We start from the raw sequence: 23,928 nt of genomic DNA, 5'->3' as shown, positions 1-23,928 counted from the left end.
ACACCCATAACCATAGGAGACAAAGAAGTGACAGCAACAAAGACGACGAAAACGAAGACCTGGAAATTCAAGACCCTGCTCGCGGCCTCGGCCGGCGCCTGCCTGTTCGCCCTGCAATCGCCCGCCATCGCGCAAGCCGCGTGGCCCGACAAGCCCATCACCATGGTCGTGCCGTACTCCGCCGGCGGCCCGACCGACGTGGTGGCGCGCATGCTGGCCATTCCCATGGGCAAGTCGCTGGGCCAGACCGTGATCGTCGAGAACACCGTGGGCGCGGGCGGCACCATCGCACCCACGCGGGTGGCCAGGGCGGCGCCCAACGGCTACACCATCCTCATCCACCACATGGGCATGGCCACCGCGCCCGCGCTCTACAAGAAGCTCAACTACGACCCGCTGAAAGACTTCGAGTACATCGGCCAGGTGCTGGACGTGCCGATGACGCTGCTGTCGCGCAAGGACTTCCCGGCCAACAACTACCAGGAACTGCTGGCCTACGTGAAGGCCAACAAGGACAAGGTCACGCTGGCCAACGCGGGCGTGGGCGCGGTGTCGCAGCTGTGCGGCCTGCTGTTCATGAACCAGATCGGCGTGCAGCTGACGACCGTGCCGTACAAGGGCGCCGGCCCGGCGCTCAACGATCTCATGGGCGGGCAGGTCGACCTGCTGTGCGACCAGACCACGCAGACCGCGCCGGTCATCAAGGACGGCAACCGCGTGAAGGTGTTCGGCGTGACCACGCCGCAGCGCCTGTCGAGCATGCCCAACATCCCGACGCTGGACGAGCAGGGCCTCAAGGGCTTCGACGTGCGGGTGTGGCACGGCATGTATGCGCCCAAGGGCACGCCACCCGCCGTGATCGAGAAGCTCAACGTTGCCTTGCGCGCCGCGCTGCAGGACGACATGGTCAAGCACCGGCTTGCCGAACTCAGCTCCGAAATCGTGCCGCTGGACAAGCAGACGCCGGAAAGCCTGCGCACGCACCTCGCGGCAGAGGTTGCGAAGTGGGGCAAGGTGATCCGCGCCGCGGGTGTCCAGGCGGATTGATTGTTCAGGCGGGCGGCGGCTCCGGCTGAGCCCGCAGCGTCTCGTCGAACAGCGCGAGCAGGTGCCGCGCGAACACGTCCATGTTCGCCCGCCGGTCGGTGTCGCCGGTTTCGATGGTGCGGCTCACCGTGACCGCGCCGACCACGGCGATGCACACGTGCCCCGGGGCATCGCCGTACGGGCTGCCTGACGGGCCGGCCGCGCCGCTTTCGGCGATGCCCCAGGTGGTGTGGTGGGTGTCGCGCATCCGGCCGGCGACGAGCAGGGCGTAGGGCTCGGTTTCGCCGCGCATGCCGGTCATGTCTTCCGCGGTCAGGCCCAGCAGCGCCCGGCCGGCGCGCCGCGAATAGACGACGGCGCCGCCGCGGAAGTAGGCCGATGCGCCCGGAATGGCGAGCAGCGCAGCCGACACGAGGCCGCCTGCGGAAGACTCGACGACCGAGACCGTCTGGCCCCGTGCGCGCAGCGTTTCGCCGATACGCGCGGCGAGCACCGGTAGCGGTTCGGGAAGCGAGGGTGCGGTCATGGCGCCTGGAAACGGGAGCCGGGCCGTTTCACGTACGCCGGCGCGCGCTCATGGCTCGCCGTGTCTCCGTAGATCGTGTCCGCCGGGTAGTACTCGGCCTGCAGCTGCACCCGGGCCGCGGCTTCCTCGCCCGCGGTGTGGGCGATGAAGGCCAGCATCAGGTCGGTACCGGCCGATACCCCGGCCGATGTCCAGACGTTGCCGTCACGCACGAAGCGCTGCTCGACCACCTTCACGTCGCCCAGCGCGCGCAGGCGGTCCAGCGATCCCCAGTGCGTGGTCGCGGTCTTGCCCGAGAGCAGCCCGGCCGCGTGCAGCACGAAAGCGCCGGTGCACACCGACATCAGCGTCTGGCAGCCCGGTGCCTGGTCGGCCAGGAAGCGCGTCATGGCGGGGTTGTCGACCTCGCGGCGCGTGCCCATGCCGCCGGGCACGAGCAGGCAGTCGAGAGGCGGGCAATCGGCAAAGGACACGTGCGGGTTGATGGACAGGCCCTTGGCGCAGACCACCGGTTCGCGCTTTTCGGCCACGATCAGGCAGTGCTCGGGACCGGCGGCCAGCTTGCTCCACATGGTGAGCATTTCCCAAGGGCCGACGAAGTCGAGTTCCTCGACGTCGGGGAAGACGATGATCCCGAAATTCATACTTTCGAACTCCTTGGGTGTTTCCGCTTGCACGGGCTTGCACAAGAACAGACAGTGCGAGGATAGAGGCTGGGCACGAAGGCCGCTCTTCGTGACAGCTGGTTGCAAGCTTGGCTCAGTGTTTTCCTCAGAGGACGCGGGCTTGAAACTCGCTAGAGTGAAGGCGGCCGTTCAGGCTTTTGCTACGTACACAAAGGAAATCTTATGAGCAAGAAAGTTGCATATGTCACCGGGGGCATGGGTGGCATCGGAACAGCCATCTGCCAGCGTCTGCACAAGGACGGGTTCACCGTGATCGCCGGTTGCGGCCCCACGCGCGACTACGCCAAGTGGCTGGCCGAACAGAAAGCCGAAGGCTTCGAGTTCCACGCGTCGGTCGGCAATGTCGGCGACTGGCAATCCACCGTCGAGGCCTTCTCTGCCGCCAAGGCAGCGCATGGTGCCATCGATGTGCTGGTCAACAACGCCGGCATCACGCGGGACCGCATGTTCCTGAAGATGACGCCCGAAGACTGGAGCGCGGTGATCGAGACCAACCTCAACAGCATGTTCAACGTCACCAAGCAGGTGGTGGGCGACATGGTTGAAAAGGGCTGGGGCCGCATCATCAACATCAGCTCGGTCAATGGCGCCAAGGGCCAGGCGGGCCAGACCAACTACTCGGCGGCCAAGGCCGGCATGCACGGCTTCACCATGGCGCTGGCGCAGGAGCTGGCCAACAAGGGCGTGACGGTCAACACCGTGAGCCCGGGTTACATCGGCACCGACATGGTCAAGGCCATCCGCCAGGAAGTGCTCGACAAGATCGTGGCCACCATCCCGGTCAAGCGCCTGGGCGAGCCGAGCGAAATCGCCTCGATCATCGCGTGGCTCGCCACCGACGAAGGCGGCTACAGCACCGGGGCCGACTTCTCGGTCAACGGCGGCCTGCACATGCATTAAGCATGCTGACCTGCACCTGATCGACAAAACCCGCTTCGGCGGGTTTTTTCATTTGATCGATGCGGGTTCCACGGATAGAAAGCCGCCAACACGCGTCCTACAGTGTCCAACCCTCCGGAGGCAAAAATGGAAAACACAACAAGCACACCCGCCAGAAAGCTCCCGCTCTACCGTTCGCTCTACGTGCAGGTGATCACCGCGGTGATCATCGGCGTGCTGCTCGGCCACTTCTATCCCGCGGCCGGCGAGGCGATGAAGCCGCTGGGCGACGGCTTCATCAAGCTGATCAAGATGATCATCGCGCCGATCATCTTCTGCACGGTGGTGGTGGGCATCGCCGGCATGGAAGACATGAAGAAGGTCGGCAAGACCGGCGGCCTGGCGCTGCTGTACTTCGAGGTCGTCAGCAGCATCGCGCTCATCGTCGGGCTGGTGCTGGTCAACGTGCTCAAGCCCGGCGCGGGCATGAACGTCGACCCGGCCACTCTCGACACCAAGTCGATCGCCTCCTACACCGGCCCCGGCAAGATGACCGGCACGGTCGACTTCATCCTGAACATCATCCCCAACACGCTCGTCGACGCGTTCGCCAAGGGCGAGATCCTGCAGGTGCTGCTGATCGCGGTGCTGTTCGGCTTTGCGCTGCACCGCTTCGGCGGCCGCGGCACGCTGGTGTTCGACGTGATCGAGAAGGGCTCGCACGTGCTCTTCGGCATCGTCAACTACATCATGAAGCTGGCACCCATCGGTGCCTTCGGCGCGATGGCATTCACCATCGGCAAGTACGGCCTGGGCAGCCTGTTCTCGCTCGGCAAGCTGATGGGCACGTTCTACCTGACCTGCCTGCTGTTCATCTTCGTGGTGCTGGGGCTCATTGCAAGGTTCCACGGCTTCAGCATCTGGAAGTTCATCAAGTACATCAAGGAAGAACTGCTGATCGTGCTGGGCACCTCGTCGAGCGAGTCGGTGCTGCCGCGCATGATGGAGAAGATGGAGAACCTGGGCGCGAACAAGACCTGCGTGGGCCTCGTGATTCCCACGGGCTATTCGTTCAACCTCGACGGCACCTCGATCTACCTGACGATGGCGGCCGTGTTCATCGCCCAGGCGACCAACACGCCGATGACGCTCACGCAGGAGATCACGCTGCTGGCCGTGCTGCTGCTCACATCGAAGGGCGCGGCGGGCGTCACGGGCAGCGGCTTCATCGTGCTGGCGGCCACGCTGTCGGCGGTGGGCCACGTGCCGGTGGCGGGGCTTGCACTGATCCTGGGCATCGACCGCTTCATGTCGGAGGCGCGCGCGCTCACCAACCTGATCGGCAATGGCGTCGCCACCATCGTGGTTGCCAAGTGGACCAACGAGCTTGACGAGACGCGGCTGCAGGCGGGGCTCAACAACGAGACTTGGGTAGAGGCGCAAGAGCCTGAGACGTTGGAGGCTGCTCGCACCAGCAAGATGGCCGGCTGATCGCTCGGCACGACAGCCGGGCCCTGGACAAGATGGCCGTGTGAAATAAAAGGGCAGACATCGTTCCTGCAAAATGGAGCGATGCCCCACAGCGTTTCCCTCATCAACACGATTGCCGCCGGCTTGGGGCTGGCGCTGGTGTTCGGATTCCTGGCAGCCAAGCTGCGGCTGCCCGCGCTGGTCGGCTACCTGTTGGCGGGCGTGATCATCGGCCCGTTCACACCGGGCTTCGTGGCCGACGCGGAAATCGCCGCCCAGCTTGCCGAAATCGGCGTCATGTTGCTGATGTTCGGCGTAGGCCTTCATTTTTCCCTCGACGACCTGCTAGCCGTACGCAAGATCGCACTGCCCGGCGCGATCGCGCAGATCGGCGTGGCCACGCTGCTCGGCGGTGGGCTGGCCCTGTGGTGGGGCTGGAGCCCCGGCGCAGCGCTCGTGTTCGGGCTCGCGCTGTCGGTGGCGAGCACGGTCGTGCTGCTGCGTGCGCTCGAAAGCCTGGGCATCCTCGATTCGTTCACTGGCCGCATCGCCGTCGGCTGGCTCGTGGTCGAAGACCTGGCGATGGTGCTGGTGCTCGTGCTGTTGCCGCCGTTGGCGGGCACGTTGGGCGGAAAAAGTGAACACGCCGGGCCGGCCGATCCGCTGTGGCAGACGCTGGGCCTCACGCTGCTGCAAGTCGGCGGCTTCGTGGCGCTGATGCTGGTGGTGGGGCGGCGCGTGTTCCCGTGGATCCTCTGGCAGGTCACGCGGACCGGCTCGCGCGAGCTGTTCACGCTGTGCGTGGTGGCCGCTGCCGTGAGCATCGCTTTTGCCTCGGCGGCGCTGTTCGGCGTGTCGTTTGCGCTGGGCGCCTTCTTCGCCGGCATGGTCATGCGCGAGTCGCAGTTTGCCCACCGCGCCGCGCAAGAGTCGCTGCCGTTGCGCGACGCCTTCGCGGTGCTGTTCTTCGTGTCGGTCGGCATGCTGTTCGACCCCTCGGTGCTGATCGAGCGGCCGCTGCAGGTACTGGCGGTGGTGCTGGTCATCGTGCTGGGCAAGTCGCTTGCGGCCTGCGCGCTGGTGCTGGTGTTCCGCTACCCGCTGGGCACGGCGCTCACGGTGAGCGCCAGCCTGGCGCAGATCGGCGAGTTCTCGTTCATCCTGGCCGGGCTGGGCGTGTCGCTGGGCCTGCTGCCGGTGGAGGGCCAGAGCCTGGTGCTGGCGGGTGCGCTGATTTCCATTGCCACCAACCCGTTGTGGTTCAGCCTGATAGGGCCGATGCAGAAGTGGCTCCATGCCCGTTCGTCCTTCGCGCGCGGGCTCGAATCGCGCGACGACCCGCTGGCCGAACTGCCCATGACCACCGAGGCCAAGTACCTCTCGCGGCAAGTGGTGCTGGTGGGCTACGGCCGCGTGGGGCGCCGCATTGCGGCCGAACTCGACGCGCACGACATTCCCTACGTGGTGGCCGAGCAGAACCGCGAGCTTGTCGAAAAGCTGCGCGAGGCCGGCACGCCGGCCGTGTGGGGCGACGCGGCCGACCCGGCGGTGCTGATCCAGGCCCACATCGCGCGCGCCCGCGTGCTGGTGGTGGCCACGCCCGACGCCATGAACGTGCGCCAGATGATGGAGACGGCGCGCACACTCAACCCTACCATCCAGACCGTGATCCGCAGCCACAACGAGCAGGAGGCCCGGCTGCTCACGCAGGAAACCTCTGCCACCGTGTTCCTTGGCGAGCACGAACTCGCCCAGGCCATGGCCCGTGATGTAGTCCAGCGCGCCGTGTCGATGGCCGTGCCGGCTTGAAGACGCCCGCTTTCCTCTTCTTCTCAGAGGTCTTCGATGACCAGTGTGCGGTAGCGCTGGGCGATGGAATAGGGCACGGTGCGCACCAGTTCCATCAGGCGTTCGGCGGCAGCGCCGTCTCTTGTCCTCACCAGCAGGCCCGTGTGGCCGTCGCGCGCCAACTCGGTATAGGCGCGTACCGTCGCGGCGTCGGTGCCGGCGGAGGGCAGGGGGTTGTCGGATGTCTTCGCGGTCGGGGCGATTTCGGCCAGCACCGTTTGCGCGGGCAGCAGATAGACCTCGTCGCCACTCATGCCTTTTTCGATCAGGCGGTGGCCGATGCGGTCGGCGTCTTCCGCACTCGGAAACATCACCATCGAGTAGCCGGTCGGGTAAAAGGCCCCGCCGATGCTCGATCGCATGCCCGGTTCAAGAGTGAAATGCTTCATGCTGCCTCCTGTTCTTGGAAAGGCTTCTGAAAGGTCCCTGACTACAACATTAGGTCGCACCGGCACCGGGCTCTGTAGGAGAAACCCGAAAGCACTGTCAACCGCGTGCGTACCCCGCCCATTCAAAAAAAGAACCGACAACCTTGTCAGCCACTCTTACCTCCATGCCCTCATCGAGAAACATCGCGCTCACCGTCCATGAACTGGAGGCGGGCGAGTTCTATTGGGTGCTGATGGAGGCGGTCGACGACACGCCTGGCGAGACCTCCCACGTCTATGTGCCGCTGGAGGCAGCCCACGATCCCTATGCCACCTATTCGAACGCGCTGGTGGCGGGCGTGGCCGTGATGCGGCGGCTGTTCGGACCCGACGGAAGGCCTGCCTGAGGCCCATCAGAGGCCTTCGGCGGAAGGCCTCTCCCTATAATCCCGCCGTTCTGGTGCGTTAATTCTTATTAATCCCGCCAGGCAACACGGTTCGAAGGTGCCCCGCACGCCATCTCATGGCCACGGGGTTAAACGGGAAGCAGGTGCGCCGCGTCGTTCATTCTTGATTGATTGACGCTGCAACTCCTGCGCTGCCCCCGCAACGGTCAGCGGATCTGGAAACCCTCACGCTCATGCCTCCCAGACGGCACGGGCAGCCACTGCGTTTCGGCGTGGGAAGGCGAGGGTTTCGGCCGCGGTGTGCATCCATTCATTGATTGATTGGCACGCCGCGGCGCTCCGCAAGCCCGGATACCGGCCTTCGCAACCGCCTTCGGACGCTGCGGGAGTGCGTGTCCGGGCCTGCCACCGCTTCGCGCTCGCGCGTACCGTCGCAGTCCCTTCGCCTCTTCCGCCGCGTCCTCTATCGGTCAGGAGCCTGCGGGGACGCAGGCCGGAGGAGAAGTCACATGGGTCATGCATCGCCAGCGCGCGATCGCACGGGCGCGCCGCTGCGTTGGACGCGCCTTTCGGGTCTTTCACTGGGTCTGGGGTTGGTTTTCGGGCCTTCCGCGGTCTTCGCGCAGTCGTCGGGTGAAGCAGCCAGCAGCAACAGCCAGAGCCTCAAGCCGGTGCAGGTCGAGGCCGAACGGCATACCCCGCTCGCCATCGACGAACCCTCGCACACCGGCAGTCGCCTCGGCCTCACGCCGCTGGAAACGCCGGCCAGCATCGAAGTGCTGACGGGCGACACCATCCGCGCACGCGGCGACGTCTCGGTGATCGATGCCGCCACCCGCGCCACCGGCATCACCGGCACGCCCGGCCCCGGCAATGGCGGCACCGCGATGGCGGCGCGCGGTTTCTCGGGCCACGGCTCGGTGATGCAGCTCTTCGACGGCACGCGCCTCTACGCGGGCGCGGGCACCGTCACCTTCCCGTTCGACACCTGGTCCGTCGACCGCATCGAGGTGCTGCGCGGCGCGGCCTCGGTGATGTACGGCGAGGGTGCCATCGGCGGCGCCATCAACGTGGTGCCCAAGAAGCCGACGCGCGGCCCGATCCAGAACGAGGCGCTGGTCACGGTGGGCTCCGACGCCACCCGCCAGGTGGCCTTTGGCAGCGGCGGGGCGATCAACGACAAGCTCTCTTACCGCTTCGACATCAGCCACCGCCAGACCGACGGCTTCATGCGGCGCGGGCAGGCCGAGAGCCTGGCCGTGGGCGCGGCCGTGCGGCTCGACGTGTCGCCGCAGCTGCAGTTCACGCTGTCGCACGACGAGGGCCGGCAGTCGCCGCAGCGCTACTTCGGCGTGCCGCTGATCGACGGCCGCCTCAGCAGCCAGACGCTGCGCCAGAACTACAACGTCGACGATTCGGAAATCAAGTACCGCGACAAGTGGACCCGGCTCGACGCCCAGTGGACGCCCAACAGCGCCGTCACCGTGCGCAACCAGCTCTACCGGCTGGAGAGCAAGCGCCACTGGCGCGACAGCGAGACCTACACCTACAACGCCACCACGCGGCGCGTGACGCGCGGCGACTACCTGGAAATCGGCCACGACCAGGAGCAGATCGGCAACCGCACCGACGCGACCTTCAAGCACAGCCTGTTCGGCCTGGCCAACCAGGTGCTGGTGGGCTTCGACGCGAATCACATCAACTTCCTGAATTCGAGCGACACGCCCTACGGCGGTCGTTCGGTGGTCGACCCGTTCAACTTCAATCCCGGCTACTACGTGTCGCCGGTGGCCTACACACAGCGCTACCGGACCAAGACCGACACCTACGCCTTCTTCACCGAAGACAAGCTGGCCTTCAACGAGCAGTGGTCGGTGGTGGGCAGCCTGCGCTGGGACCACGCCAAGGTGGCGCGCACCGACCTGCAGAACGCAGCCAACAACCTCGGCAAGACCTTCGAGTACGCCACCGGCCGCCTCGGCGTGGTGTATGCGCCCGATGTGTCGCAGTCGTTCTATGCGCAGGTGGCGCGCGCGGCCGACCCGCTGACCTCGCTCATCTCCACCTCGGCCACGCAGGTGCCGTTCGAGCTCAGCACCGGCCGGCAGGTCGAGGTCGGATACAAGCGCCAGCTGGCCGACAACCGCGGGGCCTGGACCGTGGCGGCCTATCGCATCGAGAAGACCAAGCTGCTCTCGCGCGACGCGACCGACCCGACCATCACCCAGCAGATCGGCAAGCAGTCGTCCGAAGGCATCGAGGCCACGCTCGACCTGGCGCTCACATCGACGCTGCGGCTCGAAGCCAACGTGGCCAAGCTGCGCGCGCGCTACGACGACCTCAACGAAGTCGTCAGCGGGCGCCTCGTCTCGCGCGCGGGCAACACGCCCACGGGCGTGCCCGAAGAGGCCGCGAATCTCTGGCTCAACTGGCGCTTCCTGCCGCAGTGGGAGGCTGACTTCGGCGTGCGCTACGTCGGACCGCGCCAGGTCGACTCGGCCAACTCGCGCAAGATCGGCTCCTACACGGTGGCCGATGCGGGCGTGAGCTGGCAGGCGAATCCTTCGCTGAAGCTTGCGCTGCGCGCCTACAACCTGGCCGACCGCCGCTATGCGGTGTCGTTCTCGAACGGCGGCAACCAGTGGTTGCTGGGCCGCCCGCGTTCGTTCGAGCTGTCGGCTCTGGTCAACTTCTGAGCGGCGCTCCCATGACTTCCGCATGGCGCCGCGCTTGGCCGGGCATCCGGCATTGGCTCTACTGGACGCACCGGTGGCTGGGCATTGGCGGCTGCCTGCTGTTCGTCATGTGGTTCGTCTCGGGCGTCGTGATGATGTACGTGGGATATCCCAACCTCACGGACGAAGAGCGGCTTGCGGGGCTGGCGCCGCTGCGTTTCGAGCAGGCGGCGGTGTCGCCAACCGCTGCACTCGACGCGCTGCCGCAGGCGGCCCGCGTGCAGCCGCGGCGCATGGTGCTGGAGATGCAGGGCGGCATCAACGCCGAGCCCGTATGGCGCATCGTCGATGCGAGCGGAGGCCGGCACACGGTCTCGGCGCGCGACGGCCATGTGCCCGGCCCGGTCGATGCCGTGCAGGCCGAGGCCATCGCGCGGGCCTTCTCGGGCCATGCGAGTGCGCATTGGGCCGAGACACTGGAGCGCGACCAGTGGACCGTGCCGCAGGGCCTGAACCCGCTGCGCCCGCTGCACCGCATCGAAGTCGGCGACGCGGCCGGCACGGAGCTGTACGTGTCTTCGCGCAACGGCGAAGTGGTGCGCGACACCACACGCTCGGAGCGCTTCTGGAACTGGCTGGGCTCCGTGCCGCACTGGATCTACTTCACGCCACTGCGCGCCGATCCGCCGCTGTGGCACGACGTGGTGGTGTGGCTGTCGGCGGCATGCATCGTTTCGGCCGTGACGGGCATCGTCATCGGCATCCTGCGGGTGCGCCTGCGGCGCAGGTTCCGCAATGGCGCGGTCACGCCGTACAACGGATGGATGGCCTGGCACCACATCGCGGGGCTGATCGGCGGCTTCTTCGTGCTGACGTGGGTCATCAGCGGCTGGCTGTCGATGAACCCCAATGGCTGGTTCCAGCGCGGGCCGGGCGACGCGGCTGCGATGGCGCGCTACACGGGTGCCGGTAAGTCGCCGTTCCCCTGGCCGCCAGCGGTGTTGCCGTCAGGCGAGGGCGAGGCCGCACCGCGCGAGGCCGTGCTGCTGTGGTTCGACGGCAAGCCGCTGCTGCAGCTGCGCGACGCGAAGGCGCGCGTGAGGGTGGTCGATGCGGCCACCGGCAGCCCCGCCGTCATCGGCAAGGACGACATCCTGCGCGCCGCCGCCCGCCTGCGGCCCGGCGCCATCACCCAGGCCACGCTGCAGACCCGCGAAGACTTCCACTGGTACGGCCACCACCGCGAGCGCACCGTGCCCGTGTGGCGGCTGCAGTTCGACGACCCCGCGCACAGCTGGATCTACATCGACCCGGCCAGCGGGCAGGTCGCCGGCAGCAACGACAGCAATTCGAGGCTGCGACGCTGGCTCTTCAATGCGGCGCACAGCCTCGACTTTCCCTGGCTCATCCAGTACCGGCCGGCCTGGGACCTCGTGGTGTGGCTGCTTTCCATCGTCGGCACCGTGGCCTCGGCCAGCGGCGTCGTGATCGGCTGGCGACGGCTGCGGCGCAAGCCTCGACCATTGGCCATATCGAAGGGGCTTGCGCAAGCAGGCCCATGAACCAACAATCAACTTTCGCACTGCGGTGCATTTCAGGAGGTGCTCGATGCACATCGAACCAGGTCTCGTCGACGGATCCAAGATCTTCCTCAGCTACGCCACGGCGGCAGCTGCTCTCGCCTACACAGGCAAGGTGGCCTTCGATACGGCCGTGAAGGACGGCCTTGCCGCCCTGGCGCTGCGCTCGGCCATTGCCATTGCGCTGGTGTTCTGCTTCTTCGAGGTGTTGCCGCATCACCCGGTGGGCGTGTCCGAGGTGCATCTGATTCTGGGCACGACCCTGCTGCTGGTGTTCGGCCTGGCGCCTGCGGCCATTGGCCTGGCGGGCGGGTTGCTCATCCAGGGCCTGTTCTTCGAGCCGCAGGATGTGCCGCAGTTCGGCATGAACGTCACCACCTTGCTGGTGCCCTTGTTCGCAACGGCCGCGCTGGCGCGGCGGATCATTCCCCAGAACGTGGCCTACGTGGACATCAGCTACCAGCAGGCATTCAAGCTGTCGGTGGCCTACCAGGGCGGCATCGTGGTCTGGGTCGGCTTCTGGGCGCTCTACGGACGCGGCACCGGGCTCGAGAACCTGAGCCAGATCGCCAGCTTCGGCGCTGCCTACATGACAGTCGTGCTTGTCGAGCCGCTGGTCGACCTGGGTGTGCTGGCCGCCGCAAAGGCCTGGCGTCGTCTGCAGGGCACGGCCTTCGTCGAGCGCCGCCTGTACAGCGCCATCTGATTCAACCAATGCATCGCCGCGCTCACGAGGTGCTGCCTCGGGGAGCGGCACGGGCGCTTGCGCGCCTGAAAGAACATCTCCCATGACACAAGCAAGCAACGCCAAGATCCCCGTCACCATCGTCACGGGCTTCCTCGGCAGCGGCAAGACCACGCTGCTGCGCCACATCCTCGGCAATGCCGAAGGCCGCCGCATCGCGGTGATCGTCAATGAGTTCGGCGAGCTCGGCATCGACGGCGAGATTCTTCGTGGCTGCGGCATCGGCTGCGACGACGAGGGCAACGAGCGCGAAGGCGCGCTGTACGAGCTGGCCAACGGCTGCGTCTGTTGCACCGTGCAGGAAGAGTTCCTGCCCGTGATGCTTCAACTGGCCGAGCGGCGCGGCGACATCGATGCCGTGATCATCGAAACCTCGGGCCTCGCGCTGCCCAAGCCGCTGGTGCAGGCCTTCCAGTGGCCGGACATCGCCAACATCTTCACCGTGGATTCCGTGGTCACGGTGGTCGACGGCCCGGCCGCCGCCTCGGGCCAGTTCGCCGAGAACCCCGAGGCTGTCGACGAAGCCCGCCGCGCCGACCCCAACCTCGACCACGAATCGCCGCTGCACGAGCTGTTCGAAGACCAGCTCTCGGCCGCCGACCTCGTGGTGCTCAACAAGACCGACCTGATGGACGACGCCGCGCGAGGGAAGGTCGAGGCGCTGGTGCGCGAAGAGCTGCCGCCCGAAGTCAAGATCGTGGCTGCCACCGAAGGCAGGCTGCCGCTCGCGCTGCTGCTGGGCCAGGGCCGCGCGGCCGAGGCCACCATCCACCTGCGCGAAAGCCACCACGACCACGAGGAAGACCACGACCACGACGAGTTCGACTCGCTCGTGATCGAGCTGCCGCCGGTGGATCGCGACGGCCTGCTCGCCGTGCTCAGCAGGCTGGTCGAGCAGCACACCATCTACCGTGTGAAGGGCTTCGTCGCCATTCCGGGCAAGCCGATGCGCCTGCTGGTGCAGGGCGTGGGTCGCCGCTTCGACCATCACTTCGACCGCCGCTGGCGCGATGGCGAGGCGCAGCGCACGCGGCTCGTGTTCATCGGCGAAGACCTCGACGAGGCGGTGCTGCGCAAGGCGCTGGAAGAGGTGAGCGCGGTCGCAGCCTGACGGCCTGAACGCATGCACCTGCTGAGCACCCAGCCCGGACGCTTCGTCGAAGACGACAGCGTCGTCACCCGGCTCGACCAGACGCCGGGCGACATCGTGGTGCTCAGCTCGGCCGACACCACGCTGGCGCTGCTCGCGGCGGCGCGCACGGCGCTGGCGGTCACCGACCCCGGCTATCCGTCGCTGCGGCTGGCCAACCTGATGCACCTGCGCCAGCCTGCGTCGCTCGACCTGTACATCGACGAAGTGCTGCAGCATGCGCGCGTGGTGGTGGTCGATCACCTGGGTGCGGAATCGGCCTGGGCCTACGGGCTCCAGCAGCTCGAAAAGCTCGCGAAGCGCAAGGGCCAGCAGCTCGCCATGTTCTCCGGCGACCTGCAGGAAGACGAAGACCTGCTTGCGCGCAGCACGGCGCCGCGCGCGGTGAGCCGCCAGCTCTGGCAGTACATGCGCAGCGGCGGGGCGGGCAATGCGATGCAGTTTTTGCGCGCGGTGGCCTTCCATGGGCTGGGCCACGGCGAAGCGCCGCTGCCGCCGCGCAGCCTGCCGCAGGTTGCGCTGCATGTGCCGCGCGGCATTGACGCTGCGCACACCGTGGCCGGCATCGACGATTTGCGCGCCGGGTGGCATGCGGGCGCGCCGGTGGTGGCACTGGTGTTCTATCGCTCGCATCTGCTGTCGGGCAACACGGTGGCTTTCGATGCGCTCGCCGCCGCATTGAGCGCAGAAGGGCTGAACCCGCTGCCGGTCGCGCTCGATTCACTCAAAGACCCGCTGTGCCTGTCCACACTGCGCGAGCTGTGCACCGAGCATGACGTGCAGCTCGTGCTCAACACCACGGCTTTCGCCGCGTTGGGGCAGGGCGCGCAGAACGAAGAGGGCGAAGGCATCGCGCTGGCCGGCGACGCACCCGTGCTGCAGGTGATCGTGAGCGGAGGCAATCGCGAAGACTGGCTGGCCGACAGCCAGGGCCTGCGCCCGCGCGACATTGCCATGCAGATCGCGCTGCCCGAGATGGACGGCCGCATCATCACGCGCGCCGTGAGTTTCAAGGGCCTGTCGCACCGCTGCGAACTTACGCAGACCGAGGTGGTGAACTACCAGCCCGAGCCTGATCGCATAGCTTTCGTCGTCGAGCTGGCGCGCCGCTGGTGCCGGCTGCGCAGCCTGCGTGTTGGCGACAAGCGCATCGCGCTGATCCTCGCGAACTACCCGGGCAGCGAGGGGCGCATCGGCAGCGGCGTGGGGCTCGACACGCCTGCCTCGGTGATGGCGATCCTGCGCGCGATGGCGGCCGAAGGCTATGCGCTGGGCGAGCCCGGCGCAATGCCCGCCGATGGCGATGCGCTGATGCGCAGGCTGCAGGAAGGCATCGCGAACGACCCCGCGCAATGGGCCGCGCGGCCGGCGTGGCAGAGCTACGGGCTGGCCGAATACTGCGCATGCCTGGCGAAGCTGCCCGATGGCATGGCGGCGGCCATCGACGCGCGCTGGGGGCCGCCCGAACAAGACCCGATGGTGCGAAACAGCCGCTTCATGATCGCCGGCCTGCGGCTGGGCCGCGTGTTCGTCGGCATCCAGCCTGCGCGCGCACTGGGCACGCTGGGTGCAGCCGACTACGCGAGCTATCACGACGCGGAGCTGGTGCCGCCGCACAGCTATCTCGCTTTCTATTTCTGGCTGCGCGAGGCCTTCGCCATCGATGCGGTGGTGCACGTCGGCAAGCACGGCAACCTCGAATGGCTGCCGGGCAAGAGCATCGCGCTGTCGCAGACTTGCTGGCCCGACGCCATCCTCGGGCCGCTGCCCAACGTGTACCCGTTCATCGTCAACGACCCGGGCGAGGGCGCGCAGGCCAAGCGACGCACGCAGGCGGTCATCGTCGACCACCTGATGCCGCCGCTCACACGCGCCGAGAACCACGGCCCGATGCAGGACCTGGAACGGCAGGTCGACGAGTACTACGACGCACTGCTGGTCGATGCGCGCCGCGCCAAGGTGCTGCGCGCGCAGATCCTCGCGGCGGTGCGGGCGCAGCATCTGGTCGAGGAACTGGGCATGCCCGGCGCGGAAGACGATGCGGTGCTCGCACGCGTGGATGCCTACCTGTGCGAGCTGAAGGAAACGCAGATCCGCGACGGGCTGCATGTGTTCGGCGCATCGCCGCGCGAGAGGCTGCGGCGCGACACGTTGCTGGCGCTGGCACGCTATCCGGCTGCCGATGGTGCGGGCGCGAATGCCGGGCTGCTCGGCGCGCTGTCGCAAGATCTGCTGGCGGGCGATGCCTTCGACCCGCTCGACATCGACGCGGCCCGGCCGTGGCAGGGCGCGCGCCCCACGCTGCTGCAATCGGTGAGCACTGAAGCGTGGCGGCATCAGGGCGACACGCGCGAGCGGCTGGAACTGCTGGCGCAGCGCCTGCTGGAAGAGGGCGCATGCCCGTCCGAACTGCCGAAGACTGCCGCCGTGATGGGCCGCATCGCGCAAAGCCTGGTGCCCGCGCTCGATGCCTGCGGTGCGCAAGAGCTGCTGCAACTCTCCCGCGCCCTGCAGGGCCGCTTCGTGCCGCCGGGCCCGAGCGGTTCGCCTTCGCGCGGCCGGCCCGACGTGCTGCCTACCGGCCGCAATTTCTATGCGGTCGATACGCGCGCCATTCCCACCCCCACCGCCTGGATGCTCGGCCTCAAGTCAGCCGCGCAATTGGTCGAGCGGCATATGCAGGAGCACGGCGACTATCCGGTGGCCATGGGCCTGTCGGTCTGGGGCACGGCCACCATGCGCACCGGCGGCGACGATCTGGCGCAGGCCTTCGCGCTCATCGGCGTGCGGCCCAAGTGGGCGCCGGGCAGCCAGCGCGTGGTCGACTTCGAGGTGCTGCCCACGGTCGGCCTCGGCCGTCCGCGCATCGACGTCACGCTGCGCATCTCCGGCTTCTTCCGCGACGCCTTTCCCAATGCCGTGCAGATGTTCGATGCAGCCGTGCAGGCCGTCGCCGCACAGGAAGACGAAGACGCCGAGCGCAACCCGATTCGCGCACGCATCCTCCGCGAGGCCGCCGCGCTGGAGGCGCAAGGTGCTTCTCCGGAAGAAGCGCGCCAGCAGGCCGGCTGGCGCGTGTTCGGCTCCGCGCCCGGCAGCTACGGCTCGGGCCTGCAACCGCTGTTCGACCATGGCGACTGGCAGACCGACGACGACCTGTCGAAGGCCTACGTCGGCGGCAGCGCCCACGCCTACGGCCAGGGCAGCGACGGCGTGCCCGCCGCCGACGCGCTGGTTCGCCGCCTGCGCGCCATGAACGTCGTCATGCAGAACCAGGACAGCCGCGAGCACGACCTGCTCGACTCCAACGACTACTACCAGTTCCAGGGCGGCATGGTCGCCGCCGTGCGCCATTTGAGCGGCCGGCAGCCGGCGATGTACCACGGTGACCATGGCAACCCGCAGGCGCCGCGCGTGCGCACGCTGAAGGAAGAAATCAGCCGCGTCATCCGCTCGCGAGTGGTCAATCCGAAGTGGATCGACGGCGTGAAGCGGCATGGCTACAAAGGCGCCTTCGAGATGGCCGCGACGGTCGACTACCTGTTCGGCTTCGATGCCACCGCGCGCGTGGTCGGCGACCACCAGTATGCGATGGTGGCCGACGCCTATGTGCTCGACGAAGCCACTCGCGACTTCGTGAGCGAACACAATCCGCGCGCGCTGCACGACATGCTCAGCCGCCTGCTCGAAGCCATGCAGCGCGGCCTGTGGCAGTCGCCCGGCAACTACAAGAACCAATTGGAAAACCTGCTGCTCGACCACGAGCAGCAGATGGAAGGAAGCCTGCGATGACCACTGCCGCCCCGATGCCGGTGCCTTTTCCCTTTGCTGCGATAGCGGGCCAGCCGCATCTGCGCCAGGCGCTGCTGCTGGCTGCTGTCGACCCGGGCCTGGGCGGTGTGCTGATCGAAGGGCCGCGCGGCACTGCCAAGACCACGGCTGCCCGCGCGCTGGCCGAGCTGTTGCCGGGTGCCCCCTTCGTCACGCTGCCGCTGGGCGCGAGCCTCGAAAGCCTCGTCGGTACGCTGGACCTCGGGCAGGCGCTGGCCGGCCATGAGCTCAAGTTCGCGCCCGGCCTGCTGGCGCGCGCGCATGGCGGCGTGCTGTACGTGGACGAAATCAACCTGCTGCCCGATGCGCTGATCGACTCGCTGCTCGACGCGGCGGCCAGCGGCGTCAACGTGGTGGAGCGCGACGGAATCTCGCATCGGCACGCCGCGCGCTTCGTGCTGGTCGGCACCATGAACCCGGAAGAGGGCACGCTGCGCCCGCAACTGCTCGACCGCTTCGGCCTGTGCGTGCAACTGCGCAACATCGGGGACGCGGCTGAGCGGCAGGCCATCGTGCGTGCGCGGCTGGCCTTCGATGCCGATCCGCAGGGCTTTCGTGCGAAGCACGCACAGGAAGAGGCCGAACTGGCTGCTGCGCTGGTTCGCGCACGGGCGCTCGTGGGAGATGCAGCGGCGCTGCCGTACGGCGATGCGGTGCACGAGGCGGTCGGTGCGCTGTGTATCGAGGCCGGCGTCGATGGCTTGCGAGCCGATCTCGTGATGCTGCGCTCGGCCCGGGCACTTGCAGCATGGGAGGGCTCGGCTGCCATCACCACCGACCACGTGCAGCGCGTGGCAGAGGCCGTGCTGCTGCATCGGCGCAAGCCTGAAGCCGAGGCTGCGGCGCCGGCCCCCGCGCCCCGAGCCGCAAAGCCCGATGGGAGCAGTAACGGCAAAGATGAAGCAAACAGCGCAGGCGACGAAGACTGGGGCGCCATGCCCCCTGAACCCGTCGGCATCGAGCGCGTGAAGCCGCTGCGCCCGCTGATCGACCGCACGCAGGCCGCCCCAAAAAAAGCCTGAGCCTCCGGGACGCCGCACCCGCTGGCGCACGCCAGGGTGACCGGAGGCAGGGTTCGCAGAGGGACGCATGGCAGGGCCGCTCGCCGCAGGGCGCAGCCTTCGACTGGCCGCGCACCCTTGTGGCACGCGGCGCCGACCGGCTGCGCGCCGGGCACCTGCGCCATCGCTCGCAAGAAGCGCGCAGTGGCGCACTCCATTGCTTCCTGCTCGACTGCTCGGCCTCGATGCGCAACGACGGCAACCTCGCACGCGCCAAGGGCCTGCTGCTCGCGCTGATGCAGGAGGCCTACCAGCGCCGCGACCACGTCGCGCTGCTGTGCTTTGCCGGCGAGGTGGTCGAGCTGCGTCTGCCGCCACGCCGCGCCAGCGCCTGGAACGACGACTGGATCGCGCCTATTGCTGCCGGTGGTGGCACGCCGCTAGCGCTGGGCGTGCAGCGTGCCGGCCAGTTGCTCGCGAAGAGCGAAACGCGGCAACGCTGGCTGTGGCTGCTGACCGACGGCCGCAGCAGCGAAAGCCCTGCGCGGCCCGAGGCCGCCGATGTTGCGTGCGTGGTCGATTTCGAGGCGGCACGAGTGCCGCTGCATCGCGCCAAGCAGCTCGCCGCGCGGTGGGACGCGCGCTACCTCACCGTGTAGGGCTGATCGGCGGTTTTTGCACCGCCGTTGCGTTACCGTGCGGCATGAGCGTCAAAACCTGCTTCCTGGCCCTTGCGTTGAGCGTGACGCTGCCTGCTTTCGCACAACCCGCGGTGCCGCCGGATGGCGCGACTTGCCAGGCGGAGGAGGCATTGCTCGAACGCGACATCGATCTTGCGCGTTCCCGGGGCCAGATGTTGCGGCGGCGAGAGCTTGCCGAGGCATTGAGCGCGCTGCAGCTGCGTTGCAGCAAGACTGCGCCGCCGGCCGAGAGCCGCGCAGCTCGCATCGACAGGCTGGAGCAGGAGGCTCGGGCGCTTCGGCTGGAACTCGATCGCACCGAGGAGCAACTGCGCAAGCTGAAGAACGAGTCGCCCTGACGCCGATGCCGGGGCGCTTACGGAGCGGACGTCTCGGTTTCTTCAGGCGCCAGCATCGTCCCCCGACAGCCCGGCGAGCCGCAATGGCAGGGGTACTTCGACGGCGGTGAGCCGTCGTCCGCCGTCAGCGAGTAGTCGATGAACAACTCGTCGCCCGCGTCCACCGCCACCAGCGTCTGGAACTTGAGCACCAGCTCGCCGCCTTCGTCGTATTCCTCCACCGCTTCGCAGTTCGGCTCGCACGAGTGGTTCAGGTGGCGCGTGGCGTTGCCGCCCTTGGAGCCGTCGATGGTCTCGTGGTTCGTCAGTGTGAACAGGTAGGTGAGCTGGTCGTCCCAGACCTTGGTGGCGATTTCGGCCTTGGTATAGCGGCGGCCTTCGTACAGGCCGAGAAAGGCTTCGGCCGGCAGGTCGCGCGTGGCAAAGGCGCCGAGGCCGTGCACGCCGCTGGGGCCCACCCGGACGAAAGGGGTGGACGAGGTTTGCTTGCGATGCTTCATGGGGGAAAGAAGGAAATGGGGGGCGTCGAGATATCAAGTGATCGGCAGCTTCGCCACGAAACAGGTGCCTTCGTCCGCACAGGACGTGACCTCCAGCGTGCCGCCATGGGCCGAGGCGATTTCCGAGCAGATGTAGAGGCCGAGTCCCAGTCCGCCGCCGGGCTTGCTGTTCTCGGGGCGCCAGTAGGGCTGGAAGATCTTCGCGATGTCGCAGGGAGGAATGGGGTCGCCGCCGTTCGTCACCGACAGCACGAGCTGGCCGTTGCGCACGTCGGCGCGAACCACGATCGGCTGGTCCGGCGCGCCGTGCGCGACCGCGTTGCCGAGCAGGTTGGACAGCACCTGCTGGATGCGGCCCTGGTCGCAGCGCACCACGCCGCTGACCGAGAGTTCGTCGCGGATGTCGAGCGCGGGATGGGCGGCGCGCACTTCGTCGATCACGTCGTTGAGTCCCGAGGCCAGGAATTCGGTTTCGCGGATTGCGAGGCCCATGCCCGAGCCGAGCCGCACGCGCGCGAAGTCGAGCACGTCGTCGATCAGCGCCGACATGCGGCGCGTGCTGGCCTTGAGCCGGGCTCCGAGCTTGACGAGGTCGGGCTCCGCCTGCCGCCGGATCAACAGTTCGGCCGCGACGCCCACCGATGACAGCGGGTTGCGCAGGTCGTGCCCCAGCACGGCGATGAACTGCTCGCGCAGTTCGGCTGCGTCCTGCGCCGACTGCAGGGCCGTTTCGGTGCGCTCCTGCCGGGCTTCGGTTTCGAGCTGGCGCGCGATCAGGTCAGCAAAGGCGGTGAACATCGTCACCACCCGGGCATCGGACACCATGGCTGGGCGCGGGTCGATGGCGCAGAGGTTGCCGAAGTAGTCGCCGTTGCTGTGGATGATGGGCACCGAGATGTAGCTCTCGATGTTGTACAGGCGCGGTGTGTGATGGTTGGCGTAGACCGGGTCGGTGCTGGCGTGGTCGATCACCACGGGCTGGCGGGCCATGCGCGATTCGCTGCACAGCGTGGTCTCCACCTTGAGCTGGCCGCCGGGCTCCAGGCCGAACTGGATGGTGTCTTCCACCGCGCAGGCGGTCCAGGTGCCGTCGGTCACGCGGGCCACGGCGGCAAAGCCCATGCCGGTGTTCTGGCAGATGATCTTCAGCAGCGAGGGCACGGCGCTGATGCGGCCGATGGCGGCCACGTCCCGCGCGATGGCCTCGTCGCTGTCGACGTCGGCGGCAGGCGCGAAGAGGGCGGCAGGCGTGTTCAAGGTGCTGGAATGGTACGCCAGGGCCCGCGAAGTCAAGGCTTGGGCTCGCCCAGCGAGGCCAGGCAGCCAACGATCGCATCGGCCGCTTCGTCCAGCCGCGGGCCGGGGCGCATCATCAGGTCGAAGCGCGCCGACGCAAAGCTGCACACGCGCCCGCGCTGGATGGCCGACATGGCCGACCAGCCGGGCCGCGAAGCCATGGCCGAGATTTCGCCGAGGGCCGAGACCATCAGCACGTCGGGGTTGGCGCGCACCACGAACTCGGGGCTCATCTTCGGGAACGGGCCGAGCGTACCGGGCACGGCGTTGCCGAGCCCGAGGCGGGCCAGCGTCTCGCCGATGAAGGAGCTTTCGCTGGCCGCGGCCATGCCGCCGTGCACTTCGAAATACACGCGCCGGCCCTGCCAGCCGGCGGGCACGCGCGCCTTGGCTGCGTCCAAGCCCGCGTCGAGCTTGCGCCAGAAGGCTTCGCCCGCACCGGGACGGCCGGTGGCGCGGGCCACGGTTTCCATCACGCGGCGCATGTCGGCATGGGTCTTGGCGTCCAGCGCCAGCACCTTGATGCCCAGGCGCTCCAGCGGCTCGGCGGCGCGGCTGCGCGGGCGCAGCAGCACCAGGTCGGGCTTGAGCGCGACGATGCGCTCGATGTTCGCGTCATCGATGCCGCCCACCTGCGGCAGCCCTTTGACCGACGCCGGCCAGTTGGCGTGGCGGTCGATGCCCACCAGCCGGTCGCAGGCGTCGAGCGCGCAGACGGTTTCGGTCAGCGAGGGCATCAGCGACACGATGCGTTTGGCCGGCGCCTGCAGTTCGAGCGTGATGCCGCGGTCGTCCTCGAGGCGGATGCCGGCTGCGTGCGCGTGCATCGCCGCCGGGCCGAGGCCCAGGGCCACGAAGGCCGCGGCCTTGGCGATCCGTCGCGCGGTGGTGGTGGAAAGGGGCGGGCGCGGGGCGGAAGAGTTCATCTGGCGGGCATCGTGAGCCCGCTATTGTCGCGGCGTCTGCATGCGCAGGCGCCGCGCCGCTTCTTCCTCGCGTGCGTCGTCCACCTCGCGCAGCACGTTGCGCAGGTCGACCGGGCCGGTCTCGTGCACGAACGCGCCCGTCAGCTCCGTCTCGGGGCGCAGCAGGCCGCGTTCGTAGAGGTGCCAGATCTCGTCGCCGTAGTGCGTACGCAGCAGCGCGGGCGCGAACTGGCCGAAGAAGTCGCGCAGGTTCCCGACGTCGCGCAGCAGCATGCGCCGCGCGTGGTTGTTGCCCGCGGCGTCCACCGCCTGCGGCAGGTCGATGATCACGGGGCCGTCTTCGGCCAGCAGCACGTTGAACTCCGAGAGGTCGCCGTGCACGATGCCGGCGCACAGCATGCGCATCACTTCCTTCAGCAGGCTGGCGTGGTGGCGTATCGCGTCTTCGGGCGAGAAGGCCACATCGTTCAGGCGCGGGGCGGCATCGCCGTTGGCGTCGGTCACCAGGTCCATCAGCAGAACGCCTTCGAGGAAGTTGTGCGGCGTGGGCACGCGTACGCCCGCGGCGGCCAGGCGGTAGAGCGCATCGACCTCGGCGCTCTGCCAGATGGCCTCGGTCACCTGCCGGCCGAAGCGCGTGCCCTTGGCCATGGCGCGCGCCTCGCGGGTGTTCTTGACGCGGCGGTTCTCGGTGTAGTCGACGGCCTGGCGGAAGCTGCGCTTGTCGGCCTCCTTGTAGACCTTGGCGCAGCGCGTCTCGTCGCCGCAGCGCACGACGTAGACCATGGCTTCCTTGCCGCTCATGAGCTGGCGCACCACGGTGTCGATCAGGCCTTCGTCGATCAGTGCCTGCAGTCGCTGGGGTGCTTTCATGAACGTGTCTCCTGGAGGAAGGTTCTCAGGCTTTCCGTGCCGATCTGGTAGAGCCCATCATGCCTGTGCGCGGCATAGCCGAGCCGGTGGTTGATGGAGAGCATGGGCTCGTTGACCTCGGCGTTGTGGGTAAAGGCCATCGCGACCTCGGGATGGTGCTCGCGCACGAGCTGCAGCATGGCGGCCTTCACGCCCTTGGCCAGGCCCTTGCCACGCCAGCGCCGCGCCACGGCTGTGAGCCGCTGGTGCATGCGGTCGGGGAAGCGCTGGTTCCAGGCGGCGTCGCACACCGCGACCACTTCGTCGCCGTCGAGCAGCAGCACGAGAAAGTGATCGCCGCCTCGGCGGTCCATGTCGGCGTACCAGGGAGGGAAGTCTTCGAGGTCGTAGCGCATCGGTGGCCGTTCGAGATTGGTGGTGGGCGCGTCGTTCAGCAGCGCGGATAGCGGCGCCATCAGCGTCGCGAGCCGTTCGAAGGGCACGCGGCCGGCGTGCACCTCGGCGCGCAGACCGTGGGCGGGTGCGAAGCCTTCGGCACGCCAGCGCGCGAGCGCCTGCCAGTCGAGGCCGGCGAAGGCCATGCGGTTCTCGACGATGCGGTGCTTCTCGACAGCGCCGATAACCTGCAGGAAGGCGTGGCCTTCGGGCAGGTGCGCCTTGATCGTCGCAACGGACTTGCCGTGCGCCTCCATCAGCGCCAGCAATGTGCGAAGCAGTGCGCTTGCCACGCCGCGGCGCCGGTGGGGACGCAGCACGCCGCCCCAGGTTTCGAGGAACGGCACGAACGCCTCGTACTCCGGCGTGCCTTCGCGGCGAAAACTCGCGCTCAGGCTGCCGATGAATTCGCCGTGCTCGCCGACGGCCAGCATGCGATGAACGACATACAGCGGGTTGGGCCGCTGCACGTTGTACCGGGTGTCGGCATCGGGAGCGATGGGGTCGCCGGGAAAGTCTTCTTCGGCGCGCAGGCGCCAGTACGCGAGGAAGTTGCCCCAGTCGGCTTCGCTCGCGCACTGGGGATCGAAAACAGTGGTCACGGTATGCCGCGCGGATGCGGCACGGGTTTCGAGCATGGTCGTTG

Annotated in this window: 21 protein-coding genes and 1 riboswitch; of the genes, 13 read left to right on the top strand and 8 right to left on the bottom strand. The window is 67.9% G+C overall.

Going from position 1 to position 23,928, the window contains the following annotated elements; genetic code table 11:
- Positions 1 to 27: 27 nt before the first annotated feature.
- Positions 28 to 1,047, top strand: coding sequence for a tripartite tricarboxylate transporter substrate binding protein BugD (locus ACZYSP_RS28820; protein WP_093080297.1), 1,020 nt, complete (start codon positions 28 to 30; stop codon positions 1,045 to 1,047).
- A 4-nt stretch (positions 1,048 to 1,051) separates the two neighbouring features.
- Here the strand turns inward: ACZYSP_RS28820 and ACZYSP_RS28815 are convergent, their stop codons facing one another.
- Together ACZYSP_RS28815 and ACZYSP_RS28810 are read right to left on the bottom strand one after the other, a co-directional pair.
- A complete protein-coding gene (locus ACZYSP_RS28815; protein ID WP_093080299.1) occupies positions 1,052 to 1,573 on the bottom strand; it encodes a CinA family protein in 522 nt (173 codons plus the stop codon).
- A complete protein-coding gene (locus ACZYSP_RS28810) occupies positions 1,570 to 2,217 on the bottom strand; it encodes a DJ-1/PfpI family protein (protein WP_093080302.1) in 648 nt (215 codons plus the stop codon). The genes ACZYSP_RS28815 and ACZYSP_RS28810 overlap by 4 nt, the downstream gene beginning before the upstream one ends.
- Positions 2,218 to 2,421: 204 nt before the next feature.
- Here ACZYSP_RS28810 and phbB point away from each other — a divergent pair, with 204 nt between their 5' ends.
- The 3 genes from phbB (at position 2,422) to ACZYSP_RS28795 (ending at position 6,417) form a co-directional block, all read left to right on the top strand.
- Complete coding sequence (phbB, locus tag ACZYSP_RS28805) at positions 2,422 to 3,159, top strand: acetoacetyl-CoA reductase (protein ID WP_093052606.1); 738 nt, start codon at positions 2,422 to 2,424, stop codon at positions 3,157 to 3,159.
- 126 nt (positions 3,160 to 3,285) lie between these two features.
- The gene (locus ACZYSP_RS28800; protein ID WP_093080304.1) at positions 3,286 to 4,629 is read left to right on the top strand and encodes a dicarboxylate/amino acid:cation symporter; all 1,344 of its coding nucleotides are present in this window, start codon (positions 3,286 to 3,288) and stop codon (positions 4,627 to 4,629) included.
- 81 nt (positions 4,630 to 4,710) lie between these two features.
- A complete protein-coding gene (locus ACZYSP_RS28795; RefSeq protein ID WP_093080307.1) occupies positions 4,711 to 6,417 on the top strand; it encodes a cation:proton antiporter domain-containing protein in 1,707 nt (568 codons plus the stop codon).
- Positions 6,418 to 6,440: 23 nt separating this feature from the next.
- On the opposite strand, the gene ACZYSP_RS28790 is transcribed toward ACZYSP_RS28795, so the two are convergent.
- On the bottom strand, positions 6,441 to 6,845 hold the full coding sequence (locus ACZYSP_RS28790; protein WP_093052597.1) for a hypothetical protein: 405 nt from the start codon (positions 6,843 to 6,845) through the stop codon (positions 6,441 to 6,443).
- A 164-nt stretch (positions 6,846 to 7,009) separates the two neighbouring features.
- Between ACZYSP_RS28790 and ACZYSP_RS28785 the strand changes: the two genes are divergently transcribed.
- From ACZYSP_RS28785 to ACZYSP_RS28745, 9 genes are all read left to right on the top strand, one after another.
- A complete protein-coding gene (locus ACZYSP_RS28785; protein WP_093052594.1) occupies positions 7,010 to 7,231 on the top strand; it encodes a hypothetical protein in 222 nt (73 codons plus the stop codon).
- Positions 7,232 to 7,310: 79 nt separating this feature from the next.
- A riboswitch (cobalamin riboswitch) is annotated at positions 7,311 to 7,608 on the top strand.
- 132 nt (positions 7,609 to 7,740) lie between these two features.
- Positions 7,741 to 9,927 carry a TonB-dependent receptor gene (locus tag ACZYSP_RS28780; RefSeq protein WP_489017909.1) on the top strand — a complete coding sequence of 729 codons (2,187 nt, stop codon included), beginning with the start codon at positions 7,741 to 7,743 and terminating at the stop codon, positions 9,925 to 9,927.
- An 11-nt stretch (positions 9,928 to 9,938) separates the two neighbouring features.
- On the top strand, positions 9,939 to 11,468 hold the full coding sequence (locus ACZYSP_RS28775; protein ID WP_489017907.1) for a PepSY domain-containing protein: 1,530 nt from the start codon (positions 9,939 to 9,941) through the stop codon (positions 11,466 to 11,468).
- 46 nt (positions 11,469 to 11,514) lie between these two features.
- Positions 11,515 to 12,192: an energy-coupling factor ABC transporter permease gene (locus tag ACZYSP_RS28770; RefSeq protein ID WP_489017905.1), complete on the top strand. Its 678-nt coding sequence runs from the start codon at positions 11,515 to 11,517 to the stop codon at positions 12,190 to 12,192.
- Between the two features lie 82 nt (positions 12,193 to 12,274).
- Positions 12,275 to 13,342, top strand: coding sequence for a cobalamin biosynthesis protein CobW (cobW, locus tag ACZYSP_RS28765; protein WP_489017903.1), 1,068 nt, complete (start codon positions 12,275 to 12,277; stop codon positions 13,340 to 13,342).
- A 12-nt stretch (positions 13,343 to 13,354) separates the two neighbouring features.
- Positions 13,355 to 17,173 carry a cobaltochelatase subunit CobN gene (gene cobN, locus ACZYSP_RS28760; RefSeq protein ID WP_489017901.1) on the top strand — a complete coding sequence of 1,273 codons (3,819 nt, stop codon included), beginning with the start codon at positions 13,355 to 13,357 and terminating at the stop codon, positions 17,171 to 17,173.
- Positions 17,170 to 18,234, top strand: a complete 1,065-nt coding sequence (locus ACZYSP_RS28755; protein WP_093080322.1) for a magnesium chelatase ATPase subunit I — start codon at positions 17,170 to 17,172, stop codon at positions 18,232 to 18,234. The genes cobN and ACZYSP_RS28755 overlap by 4 nt, the downstream gene beginning before the upstream one ends.
- A 119-nt stretch (positions 18,235 to 18,353) precedes the next feature.
- Positions 18,354 to 18,872 carry a vWA domain-containing protein gene (locus tag ACZYSP_RS28750; RefSeq protein WP_256216936.1) on the top strand — a complete coding sequence of 173 codons (519 nt, stop codon included), beginning with the start codon at positions 18,354 to 18,356 and terminating at the stop codon, positions 18,870 to 18,872.
- A gap of 44 nt (positions 18,873 to 18,916) precedes the next feature.
- Positions 18,917 to 19,252, top strand: coding sequence for a DUF1090 family protein (locus ACZYSP_RS28745; RefSeq protein WP_093080326.1), 336 nt, complete (start codon positions 18,917 to 18,919; stop codon positions 19,250 to 19,252).
- Between the two features lie 17 nt (positions 19,253 to 19,269).
- Here the strand turns inward: ACZYSP_RS28745 and ACZYSP_RS28740 are convergent, their stop codons facing one another.
- From ACZYSP_RS28740 to ACZYSP_RS28720, 5 genes are read right to left on the bottom strand one after another with little or no spacing between them, the layout of a single operon-like run.
- The gene (locus tag ACZYSP_RS28740) at positions 19,270 to 19,752 is read right to left on the bottom strand and encodes an SET domain-containing protein (RefSeq protein WP_093080329.1); all 483 of its coding nucleotides are present in this window, start codon (positions 19,750 to 19,752) and stop codon (positions 19,270 to 19,272) included.
- A gap of 33 nt (positions 19,753 to 19,785) precedes the next feature.
- Positions 19,786 to 21,009, bottom strand: coding sequence for a GAF domain-containing sensor histidine kinase (locus tag ACZYSP_RS28735; RefSeq protein WP_093080331.1), 1,224 nt, complete (start codon positions 21,007 to 21,009; stop codon positions 19,786 to 19,788).
- A 32-nt stretch (positions 21,010 to 21,041) separates the two neighbouring features.
- The gene (locus ACZYSP_RS28730) at positions 21,042 to 21,974 is read right to left on the bottom strand and encodes an ABC transporter substrate-binding protein (protein ID WP_093052562.1); all 933 of its coding nucleotides are present in this window, start codon (positions 21,972 to 21,974) and stop codon (positions 21,042 to 21,044) included.
- Between the two features lie 21 nt (positions 21,975 to 21,995).
- Positions 21,996 to 22,847 (bottom strand): PA4780 family RIO1-like protein kinase, encoded by an 852-nt coding sequence (locus tag ACZYSP_RS28725; protein WP_093052559.1) that lies wholly within the window; start codon positions 22,845 to 22,847, stop codon positions 21,996 to 21,998.
- On the bottom strand, positions 22,844 to 23,920 hold the full coding sequence (locus ACZYSP_RS28720) for a GNAT family N-acetyltransferase (protein ID WP_093080334.1): 1,077 nt from the start codon (positions 23,918 to 23,920) through the stop codon (positions 22,844 to 22,846). The genes ACZYSP_RS28725 and ACZYSP_RS28720 overlap by 4 nt, the downstream gene beginning before the upstream one ends.
- Between the last annotated feature and the right edge of the window lie 8 nt (positions 23,921 to 23,928).

This window comes from Variovorax sp. F042 (assembly GCF_057814215.1).
The sequence above is the reverse complement of the archived record's forward strand: the minus strand, read 5'-3'. Positions and strand labels throughout refer to the sequence as shown.